Consider the following 19,618-nt stretch of genomic DNA (forward strand, 5'->3'; position numbering starts at 1 on the left):
GGCCGGCGCCGGGGCCGGCGGCTGGGCCGCGTTGGGGGCCAACGGAGCTGCGTTCGGAACCGGGTTGCCGGGGTTGGGAGGGGTAGGCGGCCCGGGATTGGCCCCCGGTATTGCGGCTTGTTGCTGTAGCGGCGCGGAATAGCGCTGGCCCGGAGCGAGTCGCTGCAGCGGGCCCAGTCGGGGCAGGGGAGCGCCATCGTTCGCGCCCCGCGGGCGAGGTCCCCGGTTCAGCGGTCGCAGCGTGGTGCCACCCGGGTTGGTCACGATCGCCCCGGCCGGCGGCGGCGCGTTGGCCGCATCTCCACTGCACGGCACGGCGTTCGCCGGTGGCGCAAGGCTTATCGGGATGAGAAGTCCGAGTGCGGCCGCCGACGCCAGCGATACCGACACGATCCGAGGAATCGCCGACATGTCACACCTCTCCGGGGGCCAGGGCGCCTCATTTGACGTCCGGTGCTGGCTGATGTGACGATAGTGATCACTGAGACTTTTGTGATCAGTGATTCTTCGATAGGTATGCGTCCGTGACCGTGTCGCAACGCATCCGTTCCGCGCCGGGCGGCCGGCGGAACTGGTTGCCGAAGGCCGCATGGCAGGCCGGGACATTGGGTATCTGAGCGTTTGCTCGGCGGTTTTGGCCTTGCCCCGGAAGGATTCTCAGTATTCGAGCAGTTGTCTGTCATGGACACAGGGTGTTGGGCGACGTGTCGATCGTGTCGCTGACCAAGGCGCGATGGCGGAATTCAGCGCCTAGCAGAATGTGGACCTCGTCGACAAGGTTGGCGGGCGGATGGGCGCGCGGATAGTGCTCTCGATCGAGATGGCCTGGCGGGGACACACCGGGAATATGGTCGCGCTCAACCCAGGCGGGTTCTTGGACCGCCAAAACCCCCACCCTTACCTGTACGTCACCGCTGCTCCTCGCCCTTGCGGTCGGCCTCGAGCACGTTGACCCGGTGGTGAAGTCGTCGGATCGCGATCACCCCGAACACCGTGGTTGCCAGCAGGCCGTACACCAGTCCTTCGGTTATCGCGCTCATCATCCGTTTCCATTCAGGAGATTTTCGAGCCAAATACCGCCCAGGTAGGTGCTGGCGGCGGTGGCGGCGCCGGCGATGCACCCGGTTTCGGGTGCAACGACCTCGGCCGGCGGGAACGGGGAGACGATCGCTGCCGCGATCCCGGCCCCGCCGGCGCAGCCGCCGGCCGCACCGGCAATCAGCGGTCCCATCTCAGGATTCTTTTCGGCTGATCCGACGGACTGCGCAGGGTCAAACGGCGGCCCCGGTGGCAGTCGCGTCATTCCCGGCGGATGGCCCACATAGCTAGGCATCGGCGGGCCCGGCGTAGCCGGCGCTCGCGGCGCCGTGAGGGCCTGCTCATACTGCGGAATGAATGGGGGCTGAGGTGGCGGCGGTGTTCCATCAGGAGTGTCCAACGGTGCGAATGGGGGCGGGGGGCTGATGCCGCCGTCTTGTTTGAAATCGACCAACTGGACCCCCTTGCGGTGGGTGGCCGGAGCTTGCGCAACAGGGTTGGGGATCGGGCTTTGCGCAAAGTCGACGCTACCTAGATCGGCGGTGGCGGCGGTGAGTTGACCCGCTACCTTGGCGTCCGCCTCGTCGAGCTGTTGGGCGCGCAGCCGGATGTCACCGGCGAATGCTTGCGCCTGCGCTTGTCGAGCGGCCTGCTCGGCGGGCGTGCTGCTTGTGTGGGTGTCGGTGACCGACAAGTCTTCTCCGACAGTGGATCCCGCGTTGTGGGCGTCCTCGACACCATAGAGAACTCGTCTTTGGGCTGCGCTGATGTCGCCGGAACCATTGCGCGCGATCCCGGCTGCCTCACGCAGCATGTCGGCTTTTGCGCTGACAATCAGCAGGTCGGCGCTGGTCCGTTCCCCTAGCGCGTCCCCGCCAGCGCCGCTCCAGTCCACGGCATAGGACTGGTTTCGCATCTGGAAGAACGCGTCTTCCCACTGATCGGCGGTCTTGGTCCAGTACCCGGCCGCATCGATGAGGTGCTCGGTACTCCATGCCAGGATTTGCGACAGAGTGGCCGGCATCTACACCACCCACACCTGCGTCACGGCGGCCATCTCGCCCGCTGCGGTCGCCTCTTGGCTGGCATAACCCGCGGCAGCTGCGGCCACCCCAGCAGCCGTAGCCTGCATTCGGGTGACAAAGGCCACCGCCGTACAGCCGATCGCTGCGTCGATACCACTTGCCGCCACCGTGGTGGCTTGGAATGGCTGGCCGGACGGTGGTGGCGTTGCTCCGGCCGCAAGTTGAGCGCCAAGGCCCTGCCATTGACTGGCCGTAGCCCCCAGCTGACCAAGCACGACCTGCAATTCATCCACTACCACCCGCGCGAGTCTAAATAGACACGACGTCGAGGGCCACTTAGCCCCACTACGGCGGCGGTAGGTGGTGTCGACGCAACCCGAACGCAGGCTACGGCTGCTGGGGTGGCCACAGCTGCCACGGGGTATGCCAACAAGATGCCAGCGTCGCAAGCGAGATAGCTGTCGTCACCGGGGTGAGGTGGAGCAGGGGGCCAGTCGAGACCGCGCGCAACGGCGCCAGCGACATCCGCGCGGTCAACGAGAGTTCTCTATGCCTTACCCGCCGTACGCATCCGTTCCGGGCCAAACTAGTGCCAACTACTGACGCACCAGCCCTCGACTGCAAGAGTGGGCAGTGAAGCCGCATCGGGTCGATAGCCAATCGAGGGACGTAATTCAATGAATCTGGCAGTAGAGGCGTTCAATCAGCTCACTGACAGATTGGCGAACCCGGCGCGGTTATCAGATCCCGACAGGTTGCGCCGCACCGTTTCCGGCAAGACGGTGCTGGTAACCGGCGCTTCGTACGGAATCGGTGAGGCGACGGCGCGCAACCTGGCCGCGGCCGGGGCGACGGTGCTGGTCGTGGCGCGATCGGCGGAACGCCTCGACGATCTGGCCGCATCGATCAACGCCGGGGGTGGCCACGCGGTCGCCTACCCGGCCGATCTGACCGACGAAGCCGGCGTCAGCGTGCTGACCAAACAGATCACCGAGAATCATGGGGCACTGGACGTCGTGGTGAGCAATGCGGGCAAGTCGTTGCGACGGTCGCTGCATCAGCAGTACGACCGGCCGCATGACTTTCAGCGCACCATCGACATCAACTACCTGGGGCCGATCTGGCTGCTGTTGGGATTGCTTCCAGCGATGCGCGAGACCGGGCACGGGCACATCGTGAACGTGTCAAGTGTGGGAGTGCGAGTTGTTCCCGGGCCGCAGTGGGGCGCCTACCAGGCCTCCAAGGGGGCCTTCGATCGGTGGCTGCGCAGCGTGGCGCCGGAGCTGCACGGCGACGGCGTGGCGGTGACGACGGTTTACTTCGCCCTGGTCCGCACCCGGATGATCGCCCCCACGCCCATGCTGGGCAGGTTGCCGGGCCTGCACCCCGATGAGGCCGCCGGCACCATCGCCAAGGCGATCATCGAGCGGCCCCGGACCATCGAGCCGCCCTGGATGTGGCCCGCTGAGCTAGCCTCAGTGCTGCTGGCCGGACCGGCCGATCGCGCGGCAAGGCTGTGGCACCGCCGGTTCTTCGCCGAGTCCGAGAATGCGCAAAGGGATCCTCGATGACGAACAGCTTGATAGCCACCGCGGCCCGCGCGGTGCTGTCCTCGGGACTGCTGGGTCCGCCGGGGCCGGTCGCGGCGCTGCGGCTCGTCCGCGAGATCTCGAGGGGCGGGACGAACCTTTACACCCTGCTGGCCATCGCGGCGGCGCGCTGGCCGGACCGGACTGCGATCATCGACGACGACGGTGCGCTCAGCTACGCCGAACTGCGGTCGATGACCGAATCGCTGGCCGACGAACTCGTCGGCTCGGGCATGGGGACCGGCCACGCGGTAGGCGTCATGTGCCGAAACGGGCGCAACTTCGTCGCCGCGGTGTTCGCCACCAGCATGGTCGGCGCCGACGTCGTCATGGTGAACACGGAATTTCGCACCGACGCGCTGGCCGGTGCGCTGGGTGCGCATCGAATACGGATCATGTTCTGCGACAACGAATTCGCCGAACAGATACGCGAAACCGGTGAGAACATCACGGTCATCGACCCACAGACGGTGCAGTCCAAGCAAGTCGAATCGCGGCCCAGGGTGGCAGCGGCGGGCCGCATCGTGCTGCTCACCTCCGGCACCACCGGGATACCCAAGGGTGTACCCCGCACGCCGCGGGTAAGTTCGGGTCTCGGCGTCAGTGTGACGATTCTGGACCGCACCCGGCTTCGGGTTGGATCACGAGTCGCCTTGGCGGTACCGATGTTTCATGGCCTGGGCTTCGGCATACTGATGCTGGCGATCGGTCTGGGCGGCACGGTGTTGACCCGCCGGCGGTTCGACGCCGAGGCCACCCTCGCTCAGGCGTCGTTGCATCGCGCCGACGCGCTGAGCGCGGTGCCCATCATGCTGGCCCGTATTCTGGACCTGCCGCACCGGGTACGAGCTCGAAACCCGTTGCCGTCGTTGCGGGTAGTGATCTCCAGCGGCGACCGGCTCGATCCCAGCCTGGCGCGCCGGTTCATGGACGCCTATGGGGATGTGCTCTACAACCTCTACGGTTCAACCGAAGTCGGTATCGGCGCGCTGGCGACGCCGTTCGAATTGCGGCGTTTCCCGGAGACAGTGGGCAAACCCGTCGCGGGCTGTCCGGTGCGGATCTACAACAAGAACGGCCGGCCCGTCGGGCCGCGCGTCACCGGCCGCATCTTCGTCGGCGGCGAACTGACCTCGGACGGCTACACCGGGGGCGGCGGCAAGACCGTCATCGATCGCATGACCAGCACCGGGGACATGGGTTATCTCGACGAAGCCGGGCGGCTGTACATCGTTGGGCGAGAAGACGACATGATCGTTTCCGGTGGCGAGAACGTGTATCCGCGCGCGCTGGAAAACGCCCTCTCCCGCCATCCCGGTATCGCCGAGAATGCGGTGGTCGGCGTTCCCGACGAACAGTTCGGACACAGGCTGGCCGCCTACGTCGTGCCGCGCGCCGGCGACGACGTCGATGAGCCAACGCTGCGAGAGTACTTGAAGGGCAAGGTTTCTCGCTTCGAACAACCCCGCGACATCAACATCGTCGAGAGCATACCGCGCAATCCGGCCGGCAAGGTCGTCCGCAGGGAGCTGTCGAGCTAACTGGGCTCCTGCTCGGTTGCCTCGGAATCGGTTGCCTCGGAATCGGGTGTTTCGGGGTCGGGGGTGACGGCCTCGACGGTCTTGGCCAGCCACTTGGGCGCCAGCACCGACACGGCGGTGGCACCCGCGGTGGCACTGACCACGCCCGTCCACGCCACCGGCCCCAGCGGCGTGCAGCCGAAAAACTGGCTCAGCACCGGGGTTTGGATGATCCCGACCAACACACCCGCACTGCCCAGCGCCGTCGCCACCACCAGCGGGCTGTGGCTGCGTGTCAACAGCGTCTGTGCCAGCTGGGTGGTCACCAGAGCCGTCAATCCCATTGTCGACGTTCGCCTTTCGGTGCCCGGCGTCCAGCGCCCGATGGCCCAGGCCGCGGTTGCGCCCGCGGCGGTGACCACGCCGCGGTTGACGATCTGGCGCATCAGCGGCTCGTCGAGGGAAGGCTTGGGCGCGGTCAGCACTTCGCGCAGGCGGATCCGCCGGGCCTCGGCCACCTCCTCGTCGCTCAGGTCCACGTCCTCCTCCGGGTCGTCGTATTGCGACGTGACGGCGACGGCAAGGGCGGGGAACATGTCGGTGAGCAGGTTCACCAGCAGCAGCTGGCGGGTTCCGACCGGTGCCCGGCCGGCGCCGAACGCGGTTCCGATGATGGTGAACAGCACTTCGCCGACGTTGCCGCCGACCAGGATCGTCACCGCGTCCCGAACACCGGCCCACATGCTGCGGCCCTCGACCAGCGCGTCGAGCAGCACGCTGAGGTCATCGTCGGTCAGCACAATGTCGGCGGCCCCGCGTGCGGCCGAGGAACCGCGGCCGCTGACGCCGATGCCAACGTCGGCCATCCGGATGGCCGCGGCGTCGTTGGCGCCGTCACCGACCATCGCGGTGACCCGCCCGCAGCGCTGCAGCGCCGCCACGATCTGCACCTTCTGTTCCGGGCTGACCCGGGCGAAGACCTGCACGTCGGCGGCGATCTTGGCGCAGGCGTCTTCGTCGAGACCAGCGAGTTCGGCACCGGTCACCACCCGCACGTCGGATTGCAGCCCAAGTTGGCGGGCGATCGCCCGCGCGGTGACGGGGTGGTCGCCGGTGATCAGCACGACGTGACGCTCGGCGTCCACCAGCTCTTCGATCAGCGGGCGCGACGACGCTCGCGCGGTGTCAGCCAAGCCGACATAGCCGAGCAATTCCAGGTCGTGAGCGGCGGCGTCGACGGCGTCGGCGTCGGTCTCCTCGTCGTCGGCGGTCCCGTTCTGCCAGGGACACTGTGCCACCGCAAGCACCCGCAGGCCCTGCGCGGCCAGGTCGTGCACCAGGGACTCGGCATGCTCCTGATCGGCTTCGGGGTCGGCGAAACGACAGCGCGGTAACAACGTCTCCGGGGCACCTTTGAGCATCAGCATCGGACCGGCGTCCTGGGCCGCTATGCCGATCGAGGCGGCGTAGCCGCGACTCGACTCGAACGGCACCTCGGCCAGAATCGTCCATGCCGAATTGCCTTGGCTGTCAAGGGAACTTGCCGCGTTGAGGATTGCCTCGTCGGTGGCGTGCGCGTGTCCTTCCCCGTTGTGGGGTTGGGTGGAGGCGCGGGCCGCGGCCCGCAACACCTCGATGGAGCCGGGGTCGGTGATCTTCGGCAGCGAATCCTGCGGCACGCCCGTGCTCGGCACAGCGCATACGACGCGCAGCTTGTTCTCGGTCAGCGTGCCGGTCTTGTCGAAGCAGACGGTGTCGACGCGGCCGAGCGCCTCGATGGTGCGTGGCGAGCGAACCAGCACGCCGTGCGCCGTCAGCCGCTGCGCGGCGGCGAGCTGAGACAAGGTGGCCACCAATGGCAAGCCCTCGGGCACTGCGGCCACCGCGATCGCGACGCCGTCGGCCACCGCCTGGCGCAATGGCGCCCGCCGCAACAGTGCCAAACCGGTCACCGCCGCGCCGCCGGCCAGCGTCAGCGGCAGGACCTTGCTGGTCAGCTCGCGCAACCGGGCCTGCACGCCGGCCGAGGTTTCGACGTCGGCGACCGCCGAGATGGCGCGGTGCGCTGCGGTTCCGGCGCCGGTGGCCACCACGATCGCGCGGGCCCGTCCCGCGACGATCGTGCTGCCTTCGAACAGCATGCTGGCCCGGTCCGGGTCGGCGACGGCGACGGGGTCCACCTGCTTGTCCACCGGCAGCGACTCACCGGTGAGGAAGGATTCGTCGACCTCGAGATCCTCGGCCACCAGCAGCCTGGCGTCCGCCGGAACCACCTCCGGGGCCGCAAGGTCGATGACATCGCCGGGCCGTAGCTTCTTCGCCGACACCGTGGCGGTGCGGGTGGCGTGCTGGGCGGCCTCCAGCCGGCGTCGCGTAGTGGCGACGGCTGGGACCACCACCCGGCGCACCAGCTGGTCCTGCTCGGCGAACAGTTCGGCGGCCGCCGCCTCGGCCCGCAGCCGCTGCACCCCGCCGGTAACAGCATTGACGGCCATCACGCCCGCGACCAGCAGCGCGTCCACATTGCTGCCGACGATCGCCGACGCAGCCGCCCCTACTGCCAGGATGGGGGTCAGCGGATCGGACAGCTCATGGCGGGTGGCCACCGCCAACCGCCCCAGCACTTGCGCCGGACCGCGCAGCGGCGCCGCAACCGGTTCGTAGGACAGGTCGCTGAGCCGGCGCCGCCAGGTCGGGGTTCCGGACTCCACGGCTAATGGCCGCGACCCGCCGGCGAGCCGCGAGTACACGATCTCGGGATCCAGCGCATGCCAGGCGGTCAGCGGTTGCGGCGTGGGATCGGGTAGCCGCAGCACCTTGCTGGCCGACCACGTCCCCGACAGCAACGCCGTTGCCGCGGCCGCGTTGACGGGATTGAGCCAGCGGCGGAAGCTGGCCGGGTTCGTCGATCGGTCCTGTTCGCCGGTAACCAGCAGCAGCCCGGCCAGCGTCGTGCCGCCCTGGGCCAGGTGCACGGCCGATTCGCTGGTCGAGCGGGCCGCGGGAATCGCCGATAGGATCCGCACCGCCGCCGCGAGGTCGGTGCCGGTGATGATGTCGGCGGTCCACGGGGTGGCCGCGCGGGGATCGTCGAGGGCCACACCGACGTCGGCGATGGCCAGCGCGGCCAGGGTGTCGGTCGATGCGAAATCCCGGTGCATCGCGGTGATCAGCAACACCGGTCCGCGGTCCACGCGCAGCTCGCGGACCAGTTTGAGCAGCGGGGTCCCGGGCGGATGGGTCGAGCCCACGCTGGCCGACAGGTCCTCGGTGCCGGCCACGTGGCGCAACACCACCCGGGCGCCGGTTCGGTTAGCGGTCTGCAGCAACGGGATCGCGTACGGGTCGACCTCCCAACCGACGTCGACGCTGCCCACGACTTGGCCGTCGCAAACCAGGTTGGCATGTTCGAGACCCTGTGCGGGCGCCGCGGACGGGCCCGGCGACCGAACCCAGCGCAACCGTGCGCCGGTGGCCGGCAATTCGTCGGGATCGGGCTCGGGCGCCTCTTCGCCGTGCAGCAATGCGTCGGCCACCTCATAGACGCGGTCGTCGTCCCAGCCGGGTTCGTCGCCCAGCGCATGCAGGACGGCGCGGTGATCGCCGCGCAACGCAGCGCCGTCGATGACGACCACCTTGACTCGATCCAGACGACGCAGCGCACCCGGGTCGAGGACCAGCAGCCCGGCGTTCGCCAGGCCGCGGCCCAGCGTGGCGGCGAACGCCTGCCGGCCGAGGTGCGCGGCTTTCGGGACGCCGGCCAGGATCGCCTCGGCGGCGTCGGCGGCACCGCCGCCGGCGAACAGTGCCCCGGCCGCGGCGATCACCGAGCCGCTGGCGGCTTGACCCACGTATTCCTCCACCGGCCCGGCCATGGAGCCCTTGGCGGTGTCGATCGCGGCATCTATCGCGCCGTCGACGACGACGTGGGAAGCCTCCCCCGCCGCCGCGGCGGCCCAGTTGTGCCGCGGCGCCTGCGTTTCAGCCCCGGCCGACGAGAGGACCGGCACCACCGGGGCCTGCGGTCGGTTGGGCGAAGCGAGGTCGGGCTCCCGGGACCGCCACCGCTGTCGATGGGCCGCTGCCTCAGACAGCTGCAGAGTGCGTTGCGTGAGATCCAGCAGCGGGGTGCCCACCGACTGGCTCAGCCCATACGCCAGGGCGGTCGAACCGCTGAGCGCGATGTCCGTGCCTACCCGGCCCAGCCTCGACTCGAGCACCGACACCACACGCGGCTGGTAGTTCAGCAGCGCGGCCGCGGCTCGCGCGCTGCGCGGGGCCACCGGCAGCCGGGTGAACCAGCCGGTGACGGCAGCACCGACTGCCACCACGTCCATGGCCGCGGCGGTCAACGGCACCAGAATTGCCAGCGGGTTGCCCGGATCGGCGAATGGTGCGGCACTGGGCGCCGACGTCGAATCGGTCAGGGATATGTCGGCGGCCACGCAGGCGACCGTCTCCCGTACCTCGTCCAGGACGGCGTCACTGTCGGCGTCGGCGTCGAGTTCGACGACCAGCCGGCCCAGCGAGCCCTCGACGTGGGCCTTGGCCACCCCGGAAATCCGGCGCACGGGTTCCTCGACCACCGCGGCGTGCTCGTGCCAGCGGGGGAATGGCAGCAGCGGGTCGAGGTCGAAATGCACCCGGCGTCCGCTTTGCCAACGCACTGGCGGCTCGACGCGCTCGGCGGAGCCGTTCGACGAATTACCCGTTCCCAGCATCCGCCCGGTCGACTGGGCCGCTGACTGGACGACCGGGCCTACCAGTTCCACCACCGGGCTGGCCAGCGTCTGGACCGCGCCCGCAGCGCCAGCCGCAGTCTGCACGCTGGCTCGCAACGCGAGCGCGGCGCCGCCGGTGATACCACCGACGAGATCGCCGACACCCGGAATCTTCATTCCGTCACCTCTCGAATGCGTCCCCAGCGCCCAATACTCCTGGCGTCGGAGAGACCTGTCCACATGGACCTCATAGAACCGGGCTAACAGCTTGCCATTACGGGGTGAACAAATTTGTTTGGCGGCGACGAATTTCGATGGCGCGCCGTGTCTGTATTGGTGCGGACGTCAAGCTACTCGACCTCAGAAGGTGACCTGCCCATGGATATACCCCCGATCGTGTCGGCACCCGTATGGGCAGCTGCACACCAGGAGCTGCTGGTGAAGGAGAAAGAGCTGACCCGGGCCCGCGATGCGCTGGCGGCCGCGCGCCGGCGGATGCCGTGGCTGGCCGTGGACAAGGCATACGAGTTCATTGGGCCGAACGGCCCGGTAGATCTGGCGGGTCTGTTCGACGGCCGGCGCCAGCTGATCGTGTACCGCGCCTTCTTCGCACCCGAGGTGCACGGCTGGCCCGATCACGCGTGCCGCGGTTGCTCCATGGTCGCCGACAACGTCGGTCACCTGGCCCATCTACACGCCCGCGACACCACCCTGGTGTTCGCCTCCCGCGCGCCCCAGCCGGACATCGAACGCCTGAAGCAGCGGATGGGCTGGCAGATGCCCTGGTACACGATCACCGATTCCTGGGACGCCGACTTCGGCGTGGACGAGTGGCACGGGACCAACGCATTCATCCGTGATGGCGACCGGGTATTCCGCACCTACTTCATCAACGACCGCGGCGACGAGGCGCTGGGCACCACCTGGAGCTTCTTGGACATGACTGCGCTCGGTCGCCAGGAGCTGTGGGAAGACTCCCCGCCGGGTTACCCGCAGACCGCCCCGTACGAGTGGTGGGACTGGCACGACGAATATGGCCGGCACGAACCGGCGCGCTGGTTTGGTGAGCCCGACCCGGACAATCCCAACGATCCGCGTCCGCCGCGTCCGTGAATCAGCGGCAGCCCGGGTGACGGGTTGCCTGCCGCGATGTAGGGGCTATGAATCGCTCTACAGAATTCGGTGGTTTGCCTTACCGACGTGGTACCCGGTCGGGAACGACTTCTCGATGACCTGCAGTTGGTGGTCAACTCTGGACTCGAGTTCGAGGACCACGCAGCTGTCGCCGACGGCCTTCGATTCGAGAACTATGTAGCGCTGACCGCCATCTGTGATCGGGTCGCCTGAGTGCAATGTTTCGACGGGCACCAATTCGGGCGTTCCGTGTGACTCCACGCGATTCACAGTAAGGCAATTCCGCGGACCTGGGAACACCCCGGGCTGTTACAAAACGTTTCACATTGCCGTGGGCGGCCGGCAGTCGGCTGTAACCGCTTGTGACGCTGCTGGTTTCGGTACGGCCAACCGGGAAATGAAGCATTAGCGGGGCGGGGAAAATTAGTGCACGGACCATGTCCGCGGCCTAGTTACGATTTATTTCTGCCGATCTTTTCCAATAGCGACCGTGAGAATCCGATTGGTCGTCGGGCCTGGCGAAAGGTGTCCAAATGACGTTCGTGAACGCACACCCGGAGCTGGTGGCGGCCGCCGCAGCCGATCTCGCGGTCATCCGTTCCACCATCGCCTCGGCCAATTCGGCAGCTGCCATCCCGACCACCGGGGTGCTGGCGCCGGGGGCGGATGCGGTCTCGGCGGGCATCGCAGCGCTGCTCGGCATGCATGCCCAGGCTTATCAGACGCTCAGCGCGCAGGCGGTGGCCTTTCACGACGAGATCGTTCAAACGCTGCACGCGGGGGCCAATTCCTATGCCGCCGCGGAGGCCACCAATGCGTCTCCGCTACAGGTTGTCCAGGCCGCCCGGCCTGACCTGCTGGCCGCCACCGCAGCTTCGCCCGGACGGATGCCGGCGCTGACGCCGACGGCGCCGACACCGGCGGCTGCCCGGCCTGCACTGTCACCGGCACCGGCCCGCCCGGGCGCTGTTCCGGCACCGGCACGGCCCGCGGCGCCCGCGCGGCCCGCGGCGCCGGCACCGGCCGGGCGCCCCGCTGCCGCGAGCTAGCCGCGCTGCTTGAAGAACACGCTTACGCGCGAGATCAGCCCGTCGTCGCGCTGCTCGAAGAGCAGGCATTCGGGCCAGGTCTTGCGCACACCGTCGATGTCGAAGGCCTCGGTCAACTCCACGTATGAGACGCGGTCATCGACGTGCGAGATGCGGGTGACCTCCAACCGGTGGCCCGCCAGGTTCGTCAGAACTTTGCGCAGGTAGGCGAGGTAGTGGTCCTTGCCCTCGATCAGGTCGCAGAACGGGCCCTCGCGGGTCAGGCCCTCGTCGGCGATCGTGTCGGCCAGGCCGTCCCAATCATGAGCGGCCAGGCAGGTCAGATACCGCTCAACGACGCCGGCCGTGCCCTGGCTCACACCAAGCACAGTAGGTCAACGCCGGCGGTCACAGGCAACAATGGTGCGATGACTGGGTCGAGCACGCCGGAGTCGCCCGCCTGTTACCGCCATTCCGGGCGCCGGACCTATGTCCGCTGCACCCGATGCGATAGGTACATCTGCGGGGAGTGCATGCGGGTCAGTCCCGTCGGCCACCAGTGCCCTGAGTGCGTGCGCGCCGGCGCCCAAACCGTTCGGCAGCCCCGCTCACAATTCGGTGCACCGCAGCGCTCCGGCAACCCGGTGGTCACCTACGTGCTGATCGCGGCGAACGTGGCGATGTTCGCGCTGCAGCTGACCGCGGGCGATCTGGAACGCCAATTCGCGTTGTGGCCACCGGCCGTCGCCGAGGGCCAGATGTACCGGCTGGTGACCGCGGCGTTCCTGCACTACGGGGCGATGCATCTGCTGTTCAACATGTGGGCGCTGTATGTGGTGGGCCCGCCGTTGGAAACGTTGTTGGGGCACTTACGGTTCGGTGCGCTGTACGCGCTCAGTGCGTTAGGCGGCTCGGTGCTGGTGTATCTGGTCTCGCCACTCAACACGGCGACAGCGGGGGCATCCGGGGCGGTCTTCGGACTGTTCGCCGCCACCTTCGTGGTGGCCAAGCGGCTCAATCTCGACGTCCGCTGGGTTGTCGCGGTCATTGTGGTCAACTTGGCCTTCACCTTCGTCGCACCGGCGCTCAGTCCCCAATCGATCAGCTGGCAGGCACACGTCGGTGGGCTGATCACAGGCGCGCTGGTAACCGCGGGCTATGTCTACGCGCCCCGAGAGCGCCGCAACGCGATCCAGGCCGCGGTGACGGTCGTGGTGCTGACGGCCTTTGTCGTACTGATTTCATGGCGCACAACCGATCTGCTCGAGATGTTCGGCGTCGTCAGGTGAGCTGGTGGATAGCCCACGCCGAGCGGACCCTCAGCGAAGAGGTGCCCGCACCGCCGGACGCCGTCCGTGATTTCTACGTCGACCTGGACAACATCAAACTGGTGCACCCGCTGATCGTGTCCGTGGAAGTGCTGTCGCGCACCGAGACCGCGACCGGCTGTCTGCAGAGCTACCGGGTGGTCGACCGAATCCCATTGGGACCGTTCACTATCAAGGCAAGCTATCGGGCGCGAATCCACCTTCGGCCGACCGGTGACGTGCGAACCGAGGCCGATCAATCGCCCGGGGTGCGTCTTCGCGGAACCGTCACCTTCGCGCCGATCGACAGCGGCACCCGCGTCACCGAACAAATCCGCATCGCCGCGCCCCGGCCGCTGGCGGCGTTCACCGTCCGCGAGGCGGTCAAGGCGCACAGCGCCATGCTGGCCGGTATCCGGCGTCACTTCGAATCGGGCTGAGCGGTCCAGTGCGCGCTGAGCGCGGATTCGGACAGGTACTTGGTCGAACTCCAGCCGCCGTCCACGACGATGGTCTGACCATTGATGAATTCGCCGCCGGGAGAACACAAGAACGCCACGGTATTGGCGACATCGTCGACGGTGCCCAACCGTTGGTGCGGTGTCATCTCCACGTTCATTCGGCGAAACCGCTCGTCCTGCAAGCGATGCTCGGTCATCGGCGTCTGAACGACGCCGGGAGCCACTGCGTTGCAGCGTATTCCGCGTGACCCGTATTGGCAGGCGATGTGGGTGGTCAGCGCCGTGAGCCCGCCTTTGGCCGCTGAATAGGCGCCACCGCGCAGGCCGCCCACTACGGCGAACGTCGAGGTGATGTTGATGATTGCAGAGCCCGGCGGCATGTGCGGCAGCACTTCGCGCGCCAGCCGAAACGGCGCGCGCAGCATCAGATTCAGAAAGTAATCCAGGGATTGGTCGTCGGTTTCGTGTAATGGCTTGGGACTGCCCACACCGGCGACGTTGACCAGATAGTCGATATGACCCCAGCGGTCCACCGCGGCAGCCACGAGTTGTCCGGGCGCGTCATCGTCAGTGAGGTCGACCGCATGGGTGGCCACCCGATCGGAGCCGTTGATCGCATGCGCGAGCGCGGCCAGCTTGCCCTCGTCGCGTCCCGTGGCCAATACCGCCATACCCATCTCGGCAAGTTTTGTGGCGCAACCGAAGCCGATGCCGCCGGTGGCTCCGGTGACGATCGCTACCTGCATGTCATTGCTCCGCCTTCGTCAGCGCCGCCTTGATCTGGTGCTTGAGGACCTTGCCCGCGTCGTTCTTCGGGAGTACATCCCAGATAACCACCTGCTCGGGCACTTTGAAGCGCGCAACGCCCGCGGCTTCGAGGAAGCCGCGCAGGCTGGCCAGGTCCGGTCCGGGGGCGCCGGTGGGGACGATGACGGCACATGCCCGTTCCCCGGTGCGATCGTCGGGCAGTCCGACGACGGCGATCTCGGCGATCTCGGGGTGACCGGCCAGCAGGTCCTCGACCTCCTTCGGCGAGATGTTCTCGCCGTTGCGGATGATGATGTCCTTGGCGCGGCCGGTGACGACGAGGTAGTCGTCGTCGACCCAGCGGCCGAGATCTCCGGTGCGGAAGTATCCGTCGGCATCGAAGCTGTCGGCCTCGTCGTCGGGGTGTTGATAGCCGACCAGCATCTGCGGTCCGCGCACGCGGATTTCGCCGGCGACGAGTTTGACCTCGGCGATGCCGGGGCGGCCATCAGTTTCGGCCGCGTGGGTACGGGATTCGGGCGAGCCGACGGTGGTCACCGGCACTTCGGTCGAACCGTATACCCGGGTGACCGCAGCGGGATCGAAATATGTTGCGGCCCTGCGGATCAAGTCCGGCGGCACCGATGCCCCGCCGCATACGAACAACTTCAGCTCGGGCAGCCGGACCCCGTTGTGCTGCGCGGCGGCAAGCAGCTGCTCCAGAAACGGCGTCGCGCCCGCGATGTGTGTGCACCGTTCGGCGCGCATCAGCCGCACCGCGTCTAGGGCGTTCCACCGCTCCATCAATACCGCGGCCGTGCCGAGCAGCAACGGGCACTCGAATGCGTAGATGGAACCGCCGATGTGCGCGATCGGTGAGGCGACCAGGAATGCGTCGCCCTGTTCGACGCGCCAGTGCTCGCCGATTTGGCCGATCAGCGCATGCATCGAATTGTGGGTGTGCAGCACTCCTTTAGGACGCCCGGTGGTGCCCGAGGTGTAGAGGATCATGCGCACCGCGTCGGCGTTGAGGGTGGGAAGTTGGGCGTTACCGGGGTGCACCAGTAGTGACTGGAACGGAATCTGGTCGCCAGTGACATCTCCGCGCACCACAACGACTTCCGGCGGAGACTCCAGCGCAGCGGTAACCCGATCCAGCATCGCGGGGTAGTCATGCTGCCCGAAGAGTCCCGGGATGAAGATCGTCCGGCAGTCGGAGTCTTCGAGAATGAAGCGCAGCTCGCGGTCGCGCAGGGAGGGCAGGATCGGGTTGGCCACCATGCCGGCCAGCGTCGTGGCCAGATAGATCACCGCGGCTTCATGCCAATTGGGCAGCATGAACGACACCACGCTGGTCGGCGGGATGCGGGTATGCAGGGCCTGCGCCAGCGTGGTCGCCTGCTGGTAGAGCGTCTGGCAGTCCAGTCGGTGTTGCGCGTCGATCAGTGCGATCCGCTGCGGTGTGTGCCGCGCGGCCTCGCGCAGCGAATCGGCCAGCGTGTCACCGACCCACCAGCCGTGTGCATAGGCCTCGGCGGCGCGTTCGTCGTCCCAGCGAACGCGACGTCCGTTGATCGACTTGGTACTCAAGCTCATTGCGCGCCCGCTACTGGCCTTCGAACGATCGCCGAGCCTGCAGTTTTGCAGCGAAAGTTCGAGTAAGGACCTGCGAAACCGCAGGCTCGGTGTTCGGCAAGGCGGGCGACACCTCAGCCACGTACCCGTCGCATCGTCATCGAATGCCGGAACCGGGACGCCGGGTGGGTATTGATCGTGACTTGGGCGACCTGCCCGTCAGACGTGGTGTAGGTGCGTCGCACCTGCAGTGCGGGAGTTCCTGTCTCGGCATCGAGGCCCTCCGCCAGTTCCGGTGAAATGAGTACCGCGGTGATTTCCTGTTGCACCTCAACGATACTCAGCCCGAAAAGGTCTTCGATCAGCGGAAAGATGGGCCCGTCGTGGCGCTGCAGCAGCCGGCCGACGGCCGCGAAGGCGCGGTTGATGTAGTACTCCGTACGGCACAGCGCGGGCCCGCCAGGTTCGGTGTCGTCGGCTTGCCGAAACCCGCGCACGGTCAGCCACTGTTCACCGATGGCCAGGCCGGTCCGGGCGGCTGCCGCATCGTCGATGGCGAGCATGGCGACGGAGTCGATCGCGAATCGGGTGCCGGTGGCAAACGCCAGCAGATCGTTGATCGACATCACGTGCTGGACGTAGGAGTCCGACGAGGTGCGGGGTACCACCAGGGTTCCGGTTCGAGGTTTGGACGACACCAGGTTGTCGTCGCGAAGCCGTCGCAGCGCCTCCCGAATTGTGTAGCGGCTGACCGCAAACCGTTCGCACAGCTCGTGTTCGGTGGGCAGTTGCGATCCCACCGGATATACGCCGTCCACGATCTCCTTGCGCAGCGTGCGTGCGACCTGCAGATAGCGGTGGTCGATTACCTTCTGTTCGGACATGTTGGGGCCCATCAGCTTTCCCTACGCAATGCCAGCACGCTGCCGTCGCCGTCCGCCGAGACGTACAACGTGCCGTCGGGCCCGGCGGCGATGCCGGCGAACGGTCCCTGCGGCCCGGAGAACGGCGGCATGCCGCGCAGCGGCTTGGGGACAACGCCAGGCGGTGCGCCCACCGGCAGGTCGGCGGCGATGGTGCGCCGGACACCGGTCTGCAAATCGATCGCGAGGAGTTCCTTGGCGCCGGCGTCGACGACGTAGACGGTGCCGTCGAGCACGAGAATGCCTTGGGGCCGGTGCAAGTCGTCGATCAACGGGCCGGTCCCGTCCAGCCTGCGGACTCGCCCGGCTTCGGAGGCCAGGCAGGTTCCGTCATCGGTCAGTGCTACGCCGACGGGATCGTCGAGGCCCGAAGCCAGAACCTCGGTGTGGCCGTCGCGGATGGACAGCACCCGCCCGGTGCCGAGTTCGGCCGCCACTATGGTGCCGTCCGGTGCCATCGCAACTCCGTAGAGCTGGTCGAAACCTTCGGCAACCACATCACTTTCGTGAAGTTCCGGCCGGTAGCGCGCCACCTGCCCATTGGCTGTGGTCACCACGAACTCACCGTCTCCGGTTGCCGCGACCCCGCGCAAGAACCCCGGATACCCTGGCGAGAACAACATTCCGGCCGTCCGCAGCTGGTTGTCGGGCCCCAGGCTGTAGAAGTACGTTCCGTCGGCGATATACAGGTTTCCGTCGCTGCCCACCGCCAAGTCCAGCGGCCAGTTCAATCCGCCCGCAAGCACAGTGCGAGATTGCCCGCCGCTGAGGATTTCGGTGATCTCGCCGGTGAAATTCGAGACGAACAGCCGGTCGCCGACAAACGTCAGGTTGTCCAGACCCGGATTCAGGCTGGCCAGGACGGTGCGCTCGCCAGTGCGCGGATCGATGCGCAGCACTTGGCCGCTGTGCACCTGCGTCGAGACGATGAAACCCGCGGAGTCGAACTTCACCGCATCGGGGACGCCCAGGTCACCCGCGACGCATTCCGGGAGGCCACCATCGGGATCGATGCGCCAGATCTCGTTGGCTCCCATCACCGGGAAGTACAACAAGCCGTCCGGGCCGACCTCCATGGCGTTGGGCGATGGAACATTTTCCAGCAGCACCCGCGGCGCACCGCCGCTGCGGTCGAGCTCCAGCAGGCGCCCGGCCTCCCGGCATTCACCGATGAACAACCTGCCTTGGTGGACCGTGATGCCGTTGGCGGACGGGACGTCGTCGCGAATCACCCGGGTGACACCCGCGCTGTCGCGCATGCTCACCCGGCCGTCCATGACTTCAGTCGCGTACAGATTCCCGTCCGGGTCGAAGGCGACGTCGTCGGGAGCGATGATCTCGCCGCCCTTGGCGCTGATCGTCTCCAGCCGGCAAGACTCGACGTCGAGCGCGCTGATCTGGCTGCCCGTGACTTGGGCGATGTAGATCCGGCCGTCGGGTCCGGTGCGCAAACCGTTCGCGCCGAACAACCGGCTGGGTCCAGCCAGTCGCGTCAGGCGCCAGCCTTCGGCGACGTTCGGCGGCCGCGCCGGCGAGTAACGGGCCATCACCGCTCGGACGATAGCAATCACCTGCTGGTCCAGACAATACTCAGCCGCCGAATCGGCCCTGGTCTTGACGGGCTGACCACCGTAGGAGAATCATGCTCTCTAATGAGTGCACGCCATTACCTTGTCCGGACAATATAGAGTGACTGCCGATCTGCTGGCCCTCGATGGGCGCATCGTGGTAGTCGCCGGCGCGGCCGGCGGCGGCATCGGCACCACTGTGGCGCGGATGCTTGCCCAGGCCGGGGCCACCGTGGTGGGGGTAAGCCGCGGCAAGGACAATCTCGACGAGCATCTCGGCCCGCTGATAGCCGACGGCCTGCCGGTACTGCCCGTCGCGGCCGATGTGTCCACCGATGACGGCGTACGCACCACCCTGGACGCCGTCCGCTCTGCCGGCGGCGAATTGCATGGTCTGGTCAACGTCGCCGGCGGTGCCGACCCGTCCACGTGGATGCCGTCGACCCGGGTGGCGCGCGACGACTGGCGCGATCTGTTCACGCGAAATCTGGAAAGCGTCTTCTTCATGAGCCAGGCCGTGGCCGCCGAACTGAGACGCCGCAACAGGCCCGGCTCGATTGTCTCGGTCTCCTCGATCAGCGGGATGAACACCGCGCCCTTCCACATCGCCTATGGCACGGCCAAGGCCGCGATCGTCGCCATGACCCGCACTATGGCAGTTGAACTGGCGCAAGCCGATATTCGTGTCAACGCGGTTGCGCCCGGTGTGATCGAAACACCGGCGTCGCGCACCTACACCGACGAAGACCCCGAACGCGACCGGCGTGCGATCGCGATGGGACGGCGCGGCCGTCCCGAAGAAGTGGCCGGTGCCATCCTGTTCCTGCTCTCGGACCTGTCGAGCTATATCACCGGGCAGACGCTGTTGGTCGACGGCGGCCTGAACCTCAAGTGGGGGCATCTGGGTGCCGACAACACCTCGTTGTTCCTCAAGGACCAGGACTTCCGTGCGGTGATCAAGCAGTGGGAAGGAGGATGAGAT

General features: G+C 67.3%; 17 protein-coding genes and 1 pseudogene. 7 read left to right on the plus strand and 11 right to left on the minus strand.

What is annotated here, in order from left to right; genetic code table 11:
* The 4 genes and pseudogenes from AWC27_RS31365 to AWC27_RS24895 form a co-directional block, all read right to left on the minus strand.
* Window positions 1–411: pseudogene (locus AWC27_RS31365) on the minus strand (DUF4185 domain-containing protein); the annotation flags it as partial.
* Window positions 412–908: 497 nt separating this feature from the next.
* Window positions 909–1,040, minus strand: coding sequence for a hypothetical protein (locus AWC27_RS32920; RefSeq protein WP_264078837.1), 132 nt, complete (start codon window positions 1,038–1,040; stop codon window positions 909–911).
* A complete protein-coding gene (locus AWC27_RS32450; protein ID WP_245847514.1) occupies window positions 1,040–2,062 on the minus strand; it encodes a hypothetical protein in 1,023 nt (340 codons plus the stop codon). Before AWC27_RS32450 ends, AWC27_RS32920 begins: the two co-directional genes overlap by 1 nt.
* Window positions 2,063–2,362, minus strand: a complete 300-nt coding sequence (locus tag AWC27_RS24895; protein WP_085672922.1) for a hypothetical protein — start codon at window positions 2,360–2,362, stop codon at window positions 2,063–2,065. It abuts the gene before it with no gap.
* A gap of 378 nt (window positions 2,363–2,740) precedes the next feature.
* Here AWC27_RS24895 and AWC27_RS24900 point away from each other — a divergent pair, with 378 nt between their 5' ends.
* Both AWC27_RS24900 and AWC27_RS24905 read left to right on the plus strand, forming a co-directional pair.
* Complete coding sequence (locus AWC27_RS24900; RefSeq protein ID WP_085672923.1) at window positions 2,741–3,634, plus strand: SDR family NAD(P)-dependent oxidoreductase; 894 nt, start codon at window positions 2,741–2,743, stop codon at window positions 3,632–3,634.
* Complete coding sequence (locus tag AWC27_RS24905) at window positions 3,631–5,193, plus strand: AMP-binding protein (RefSeq protein ID WP_085672924.1); 1,563 nt, start codon at window positions 3,631–3,633, stop codon at window positions 5,191–5,193. Before AWC27_RS24900 ends, AWC27_RS24905 begins: the two co-directional genes overlap by 4 nt.
* Here AWC27_RS24905 and AWC27_RS24910 read toward each other — a convergent pair.
* Window positions 5,190–10,070, minus strand: a complete 4,881-nt coding sequence (locus AWC27_RS24910) for a cation-translocating P-type ATPase (RefSeq protein WP_085672925.1) — start codon at window positions 10,068–10,070, stop codon at window positions 5,190–5,192. The genes AWC27_RS24905 and AWC27_RS24910 overlap by 4 nt on opposite strands.
* 201 nt (window positions 10,071–10,271) lie before the next feature.
* On the opposite strand from AWC27_RS24910, the gene AWC27_RS24915 reads away from it, so the two are divergent.
* Window positions 10,272–11,006 carry a DUF899 domain-containing protein gene (locus AWC27_RS24915; RefSeq protein WP_085672926.1) on the plus strand — a complete coding sequence of 245 codons (735 nt, stop codon included), beginning with the start codon at window positions 10,272–10,274 and terminating at the stop codon, window positions 11,004–11,006.
* Window positions 11,007–11,063: 57 nt separating this feature from the next.
* Here AWC27_RS24915 and AWC27_RS24920 read toward each other — a convergent pair whose 3' ends face one another.
* On the minus strand, window positions 11,064–11,288 hold the full coding sequence (locus AWC27_RS24920) for a hypothetical protein (protein WP_083113642.1): 225 nt from the start codon (window positions 11,286–11,288) through the stop codon (window positions 11,064–11,066).
* A gap of 272 nt (window positions 11,289–11,560) precedes the next feature.
* Here AWC27_RS24920 and AWC27_RS33385 point away from each other — a divergent pair, with 272 nt between their 5' ends.
* Complete coding sequence (locus AWC27_RS33385; RefSeq protein WP_085672927.1) at window positions 11,561–12,076, plus strand: PE family protein; 516 nt, start codon at window positions 11,561–11,563, stop codon at window positions 12,074–12,076.
* On the opposite strand, the gene AWC27_RS24930 is transcribed toward AWC27_RS33385, so the two are convergent.
* On the minus strand, window positions 12,073–12,435 hold the full coding sequence (locus AWC27_RS24930; RefSeq protein WP_425437514.1) for a nuclear transport factor 2 family protein: 363 nt from the start codon (window positions 12,433–12,435) through the stop codon (window positions 12,073–12,075). The two genes, AWC27_RS33385 and AWC27_RS24930, sit on opposite strands and share 4 nt — an antisense overlap.
* A gap of 48 nt (window positions 12,436–12,483) precedes the next feature.
* On the opposite strand from AWC27_RS24930, the gene AWC27_RS24935 reads away from it, so the two are divergent.
* Together AWC27_RS24935 and AWC27_RS24940 are read left to right on the plus strand one after the other, a co-directional pair.
* Window positions 12,484–13,344 carry a rhomboid family intramembrane serine protease gene (locus AWC27_RS24935; protein ID WP_085672929.1) on the plus strand — a complete coding sequence of 287 codons (861 nt, stop codon included), beginning with the start codon at window positions 12,484–12,486 and terminating at the stop codon, window positions 13,342–13,344.
* Complete coding sequence (locus AWC27_RS24940; protein WP_245847515.1) at window positions 13,341–13,802, plus strand: SRPBCC family protein; 462 nt, start codon at window positions 13,341–13,343, stop codon at window positions 13,800–13,802. Before AWC27_RS24935 ends, AWC27_RS24940 begins: the two co-directional genes overlap by 4 nt.
* On the opposite strand, the gene AWC27_RS24945 is transcribed toward AWC27_RS24940, so the two are convergent.
* The 4 genes from AWC27_RS24945 to AWC27_RS24960 form a co-directional block, all read right to left on the minus strand.
* Complete coding sequence (locus tag AWC27_RS24945; protein WP_085672931.1) at window positions 13,784–14,569, minus strand: SDR family NAD(P)-dependent oxidoreductase; 786 nt, start codon at window positions 14,567–14,569, stop codon at window positions 13,784–13,786. The two genes, AWC27_RS24940 and AWC27_RS24945, sit on opposite strands and share 19 nt — an antisense overlap.
* Before the next feature lies 1 nt (window position 14,570).
* Window positions 14,571–16,166 (minus strand): AMP-binding protein, encoded by a 1,596-nt coding sequence (locus tag AWC27_RS24950; RefSeq protein ID WP_085672932.1) that lies wholly within the window; start codon window positions 16,164–16,166, stop codon window positions 14,571–14,573.
* A gap of 113 nt (window positions 16,167–16,279) precedes the next feature.
* Window positions 16,280–17,029, minus strand: coding sequence for a GntR family transcriptional regulator (locus AWC27_RS24955; RefSeq protein ID WP_085673179.1), 750 nt, complete (start codon window positions 17,027–17,029; stop codon window positions 16,280–16,282).
* A gap of 11 nt (window positions 17,030–17,040) precedes the next feature.
* Window positions 17,041–18,615, minus strand: a complete 1,575-nt coding sequence (locus AWC27_RS24960) for an SMP-30/gluconolactonase/LRE family protein (RefSeq protein WP_085672933.1) — start codon at window positions 18,613–18,615, stop codon at window positions 17,041–17,043.
* Window positions 18,616–18,757: 142 nt separating this feature from the next.
* On the opposite strand from AWC27_RS24960, the gene AWC27_RS24965 reads away from it, so the two are divergent.
* Window positions 18,758–19,615: an SDR family NAD(P)-dependent oxidoreductase gene (locus tag AWC27_RS24965; protein ID WP_085672934.1), complete on the plus strand. Its 858-nt coding sequence runs from the start codon at window positions 18,758–18,760 to the stop codon at window positions 19,613–19,615.
* Window positions 19,616–19,618 lie beyond the last annotated feature (3 nt).

Origin of the sequence: Mycobacterium szulgai (genome assembly GCF_002116635.1) — a bacterium.
Classification (GTDB): Bacteria; Actinomycetota; Actinomycetes; order Mycobacteriales; family Mycobacteriaceae; genus Mycobacterium; species Mycobacterium szulgai.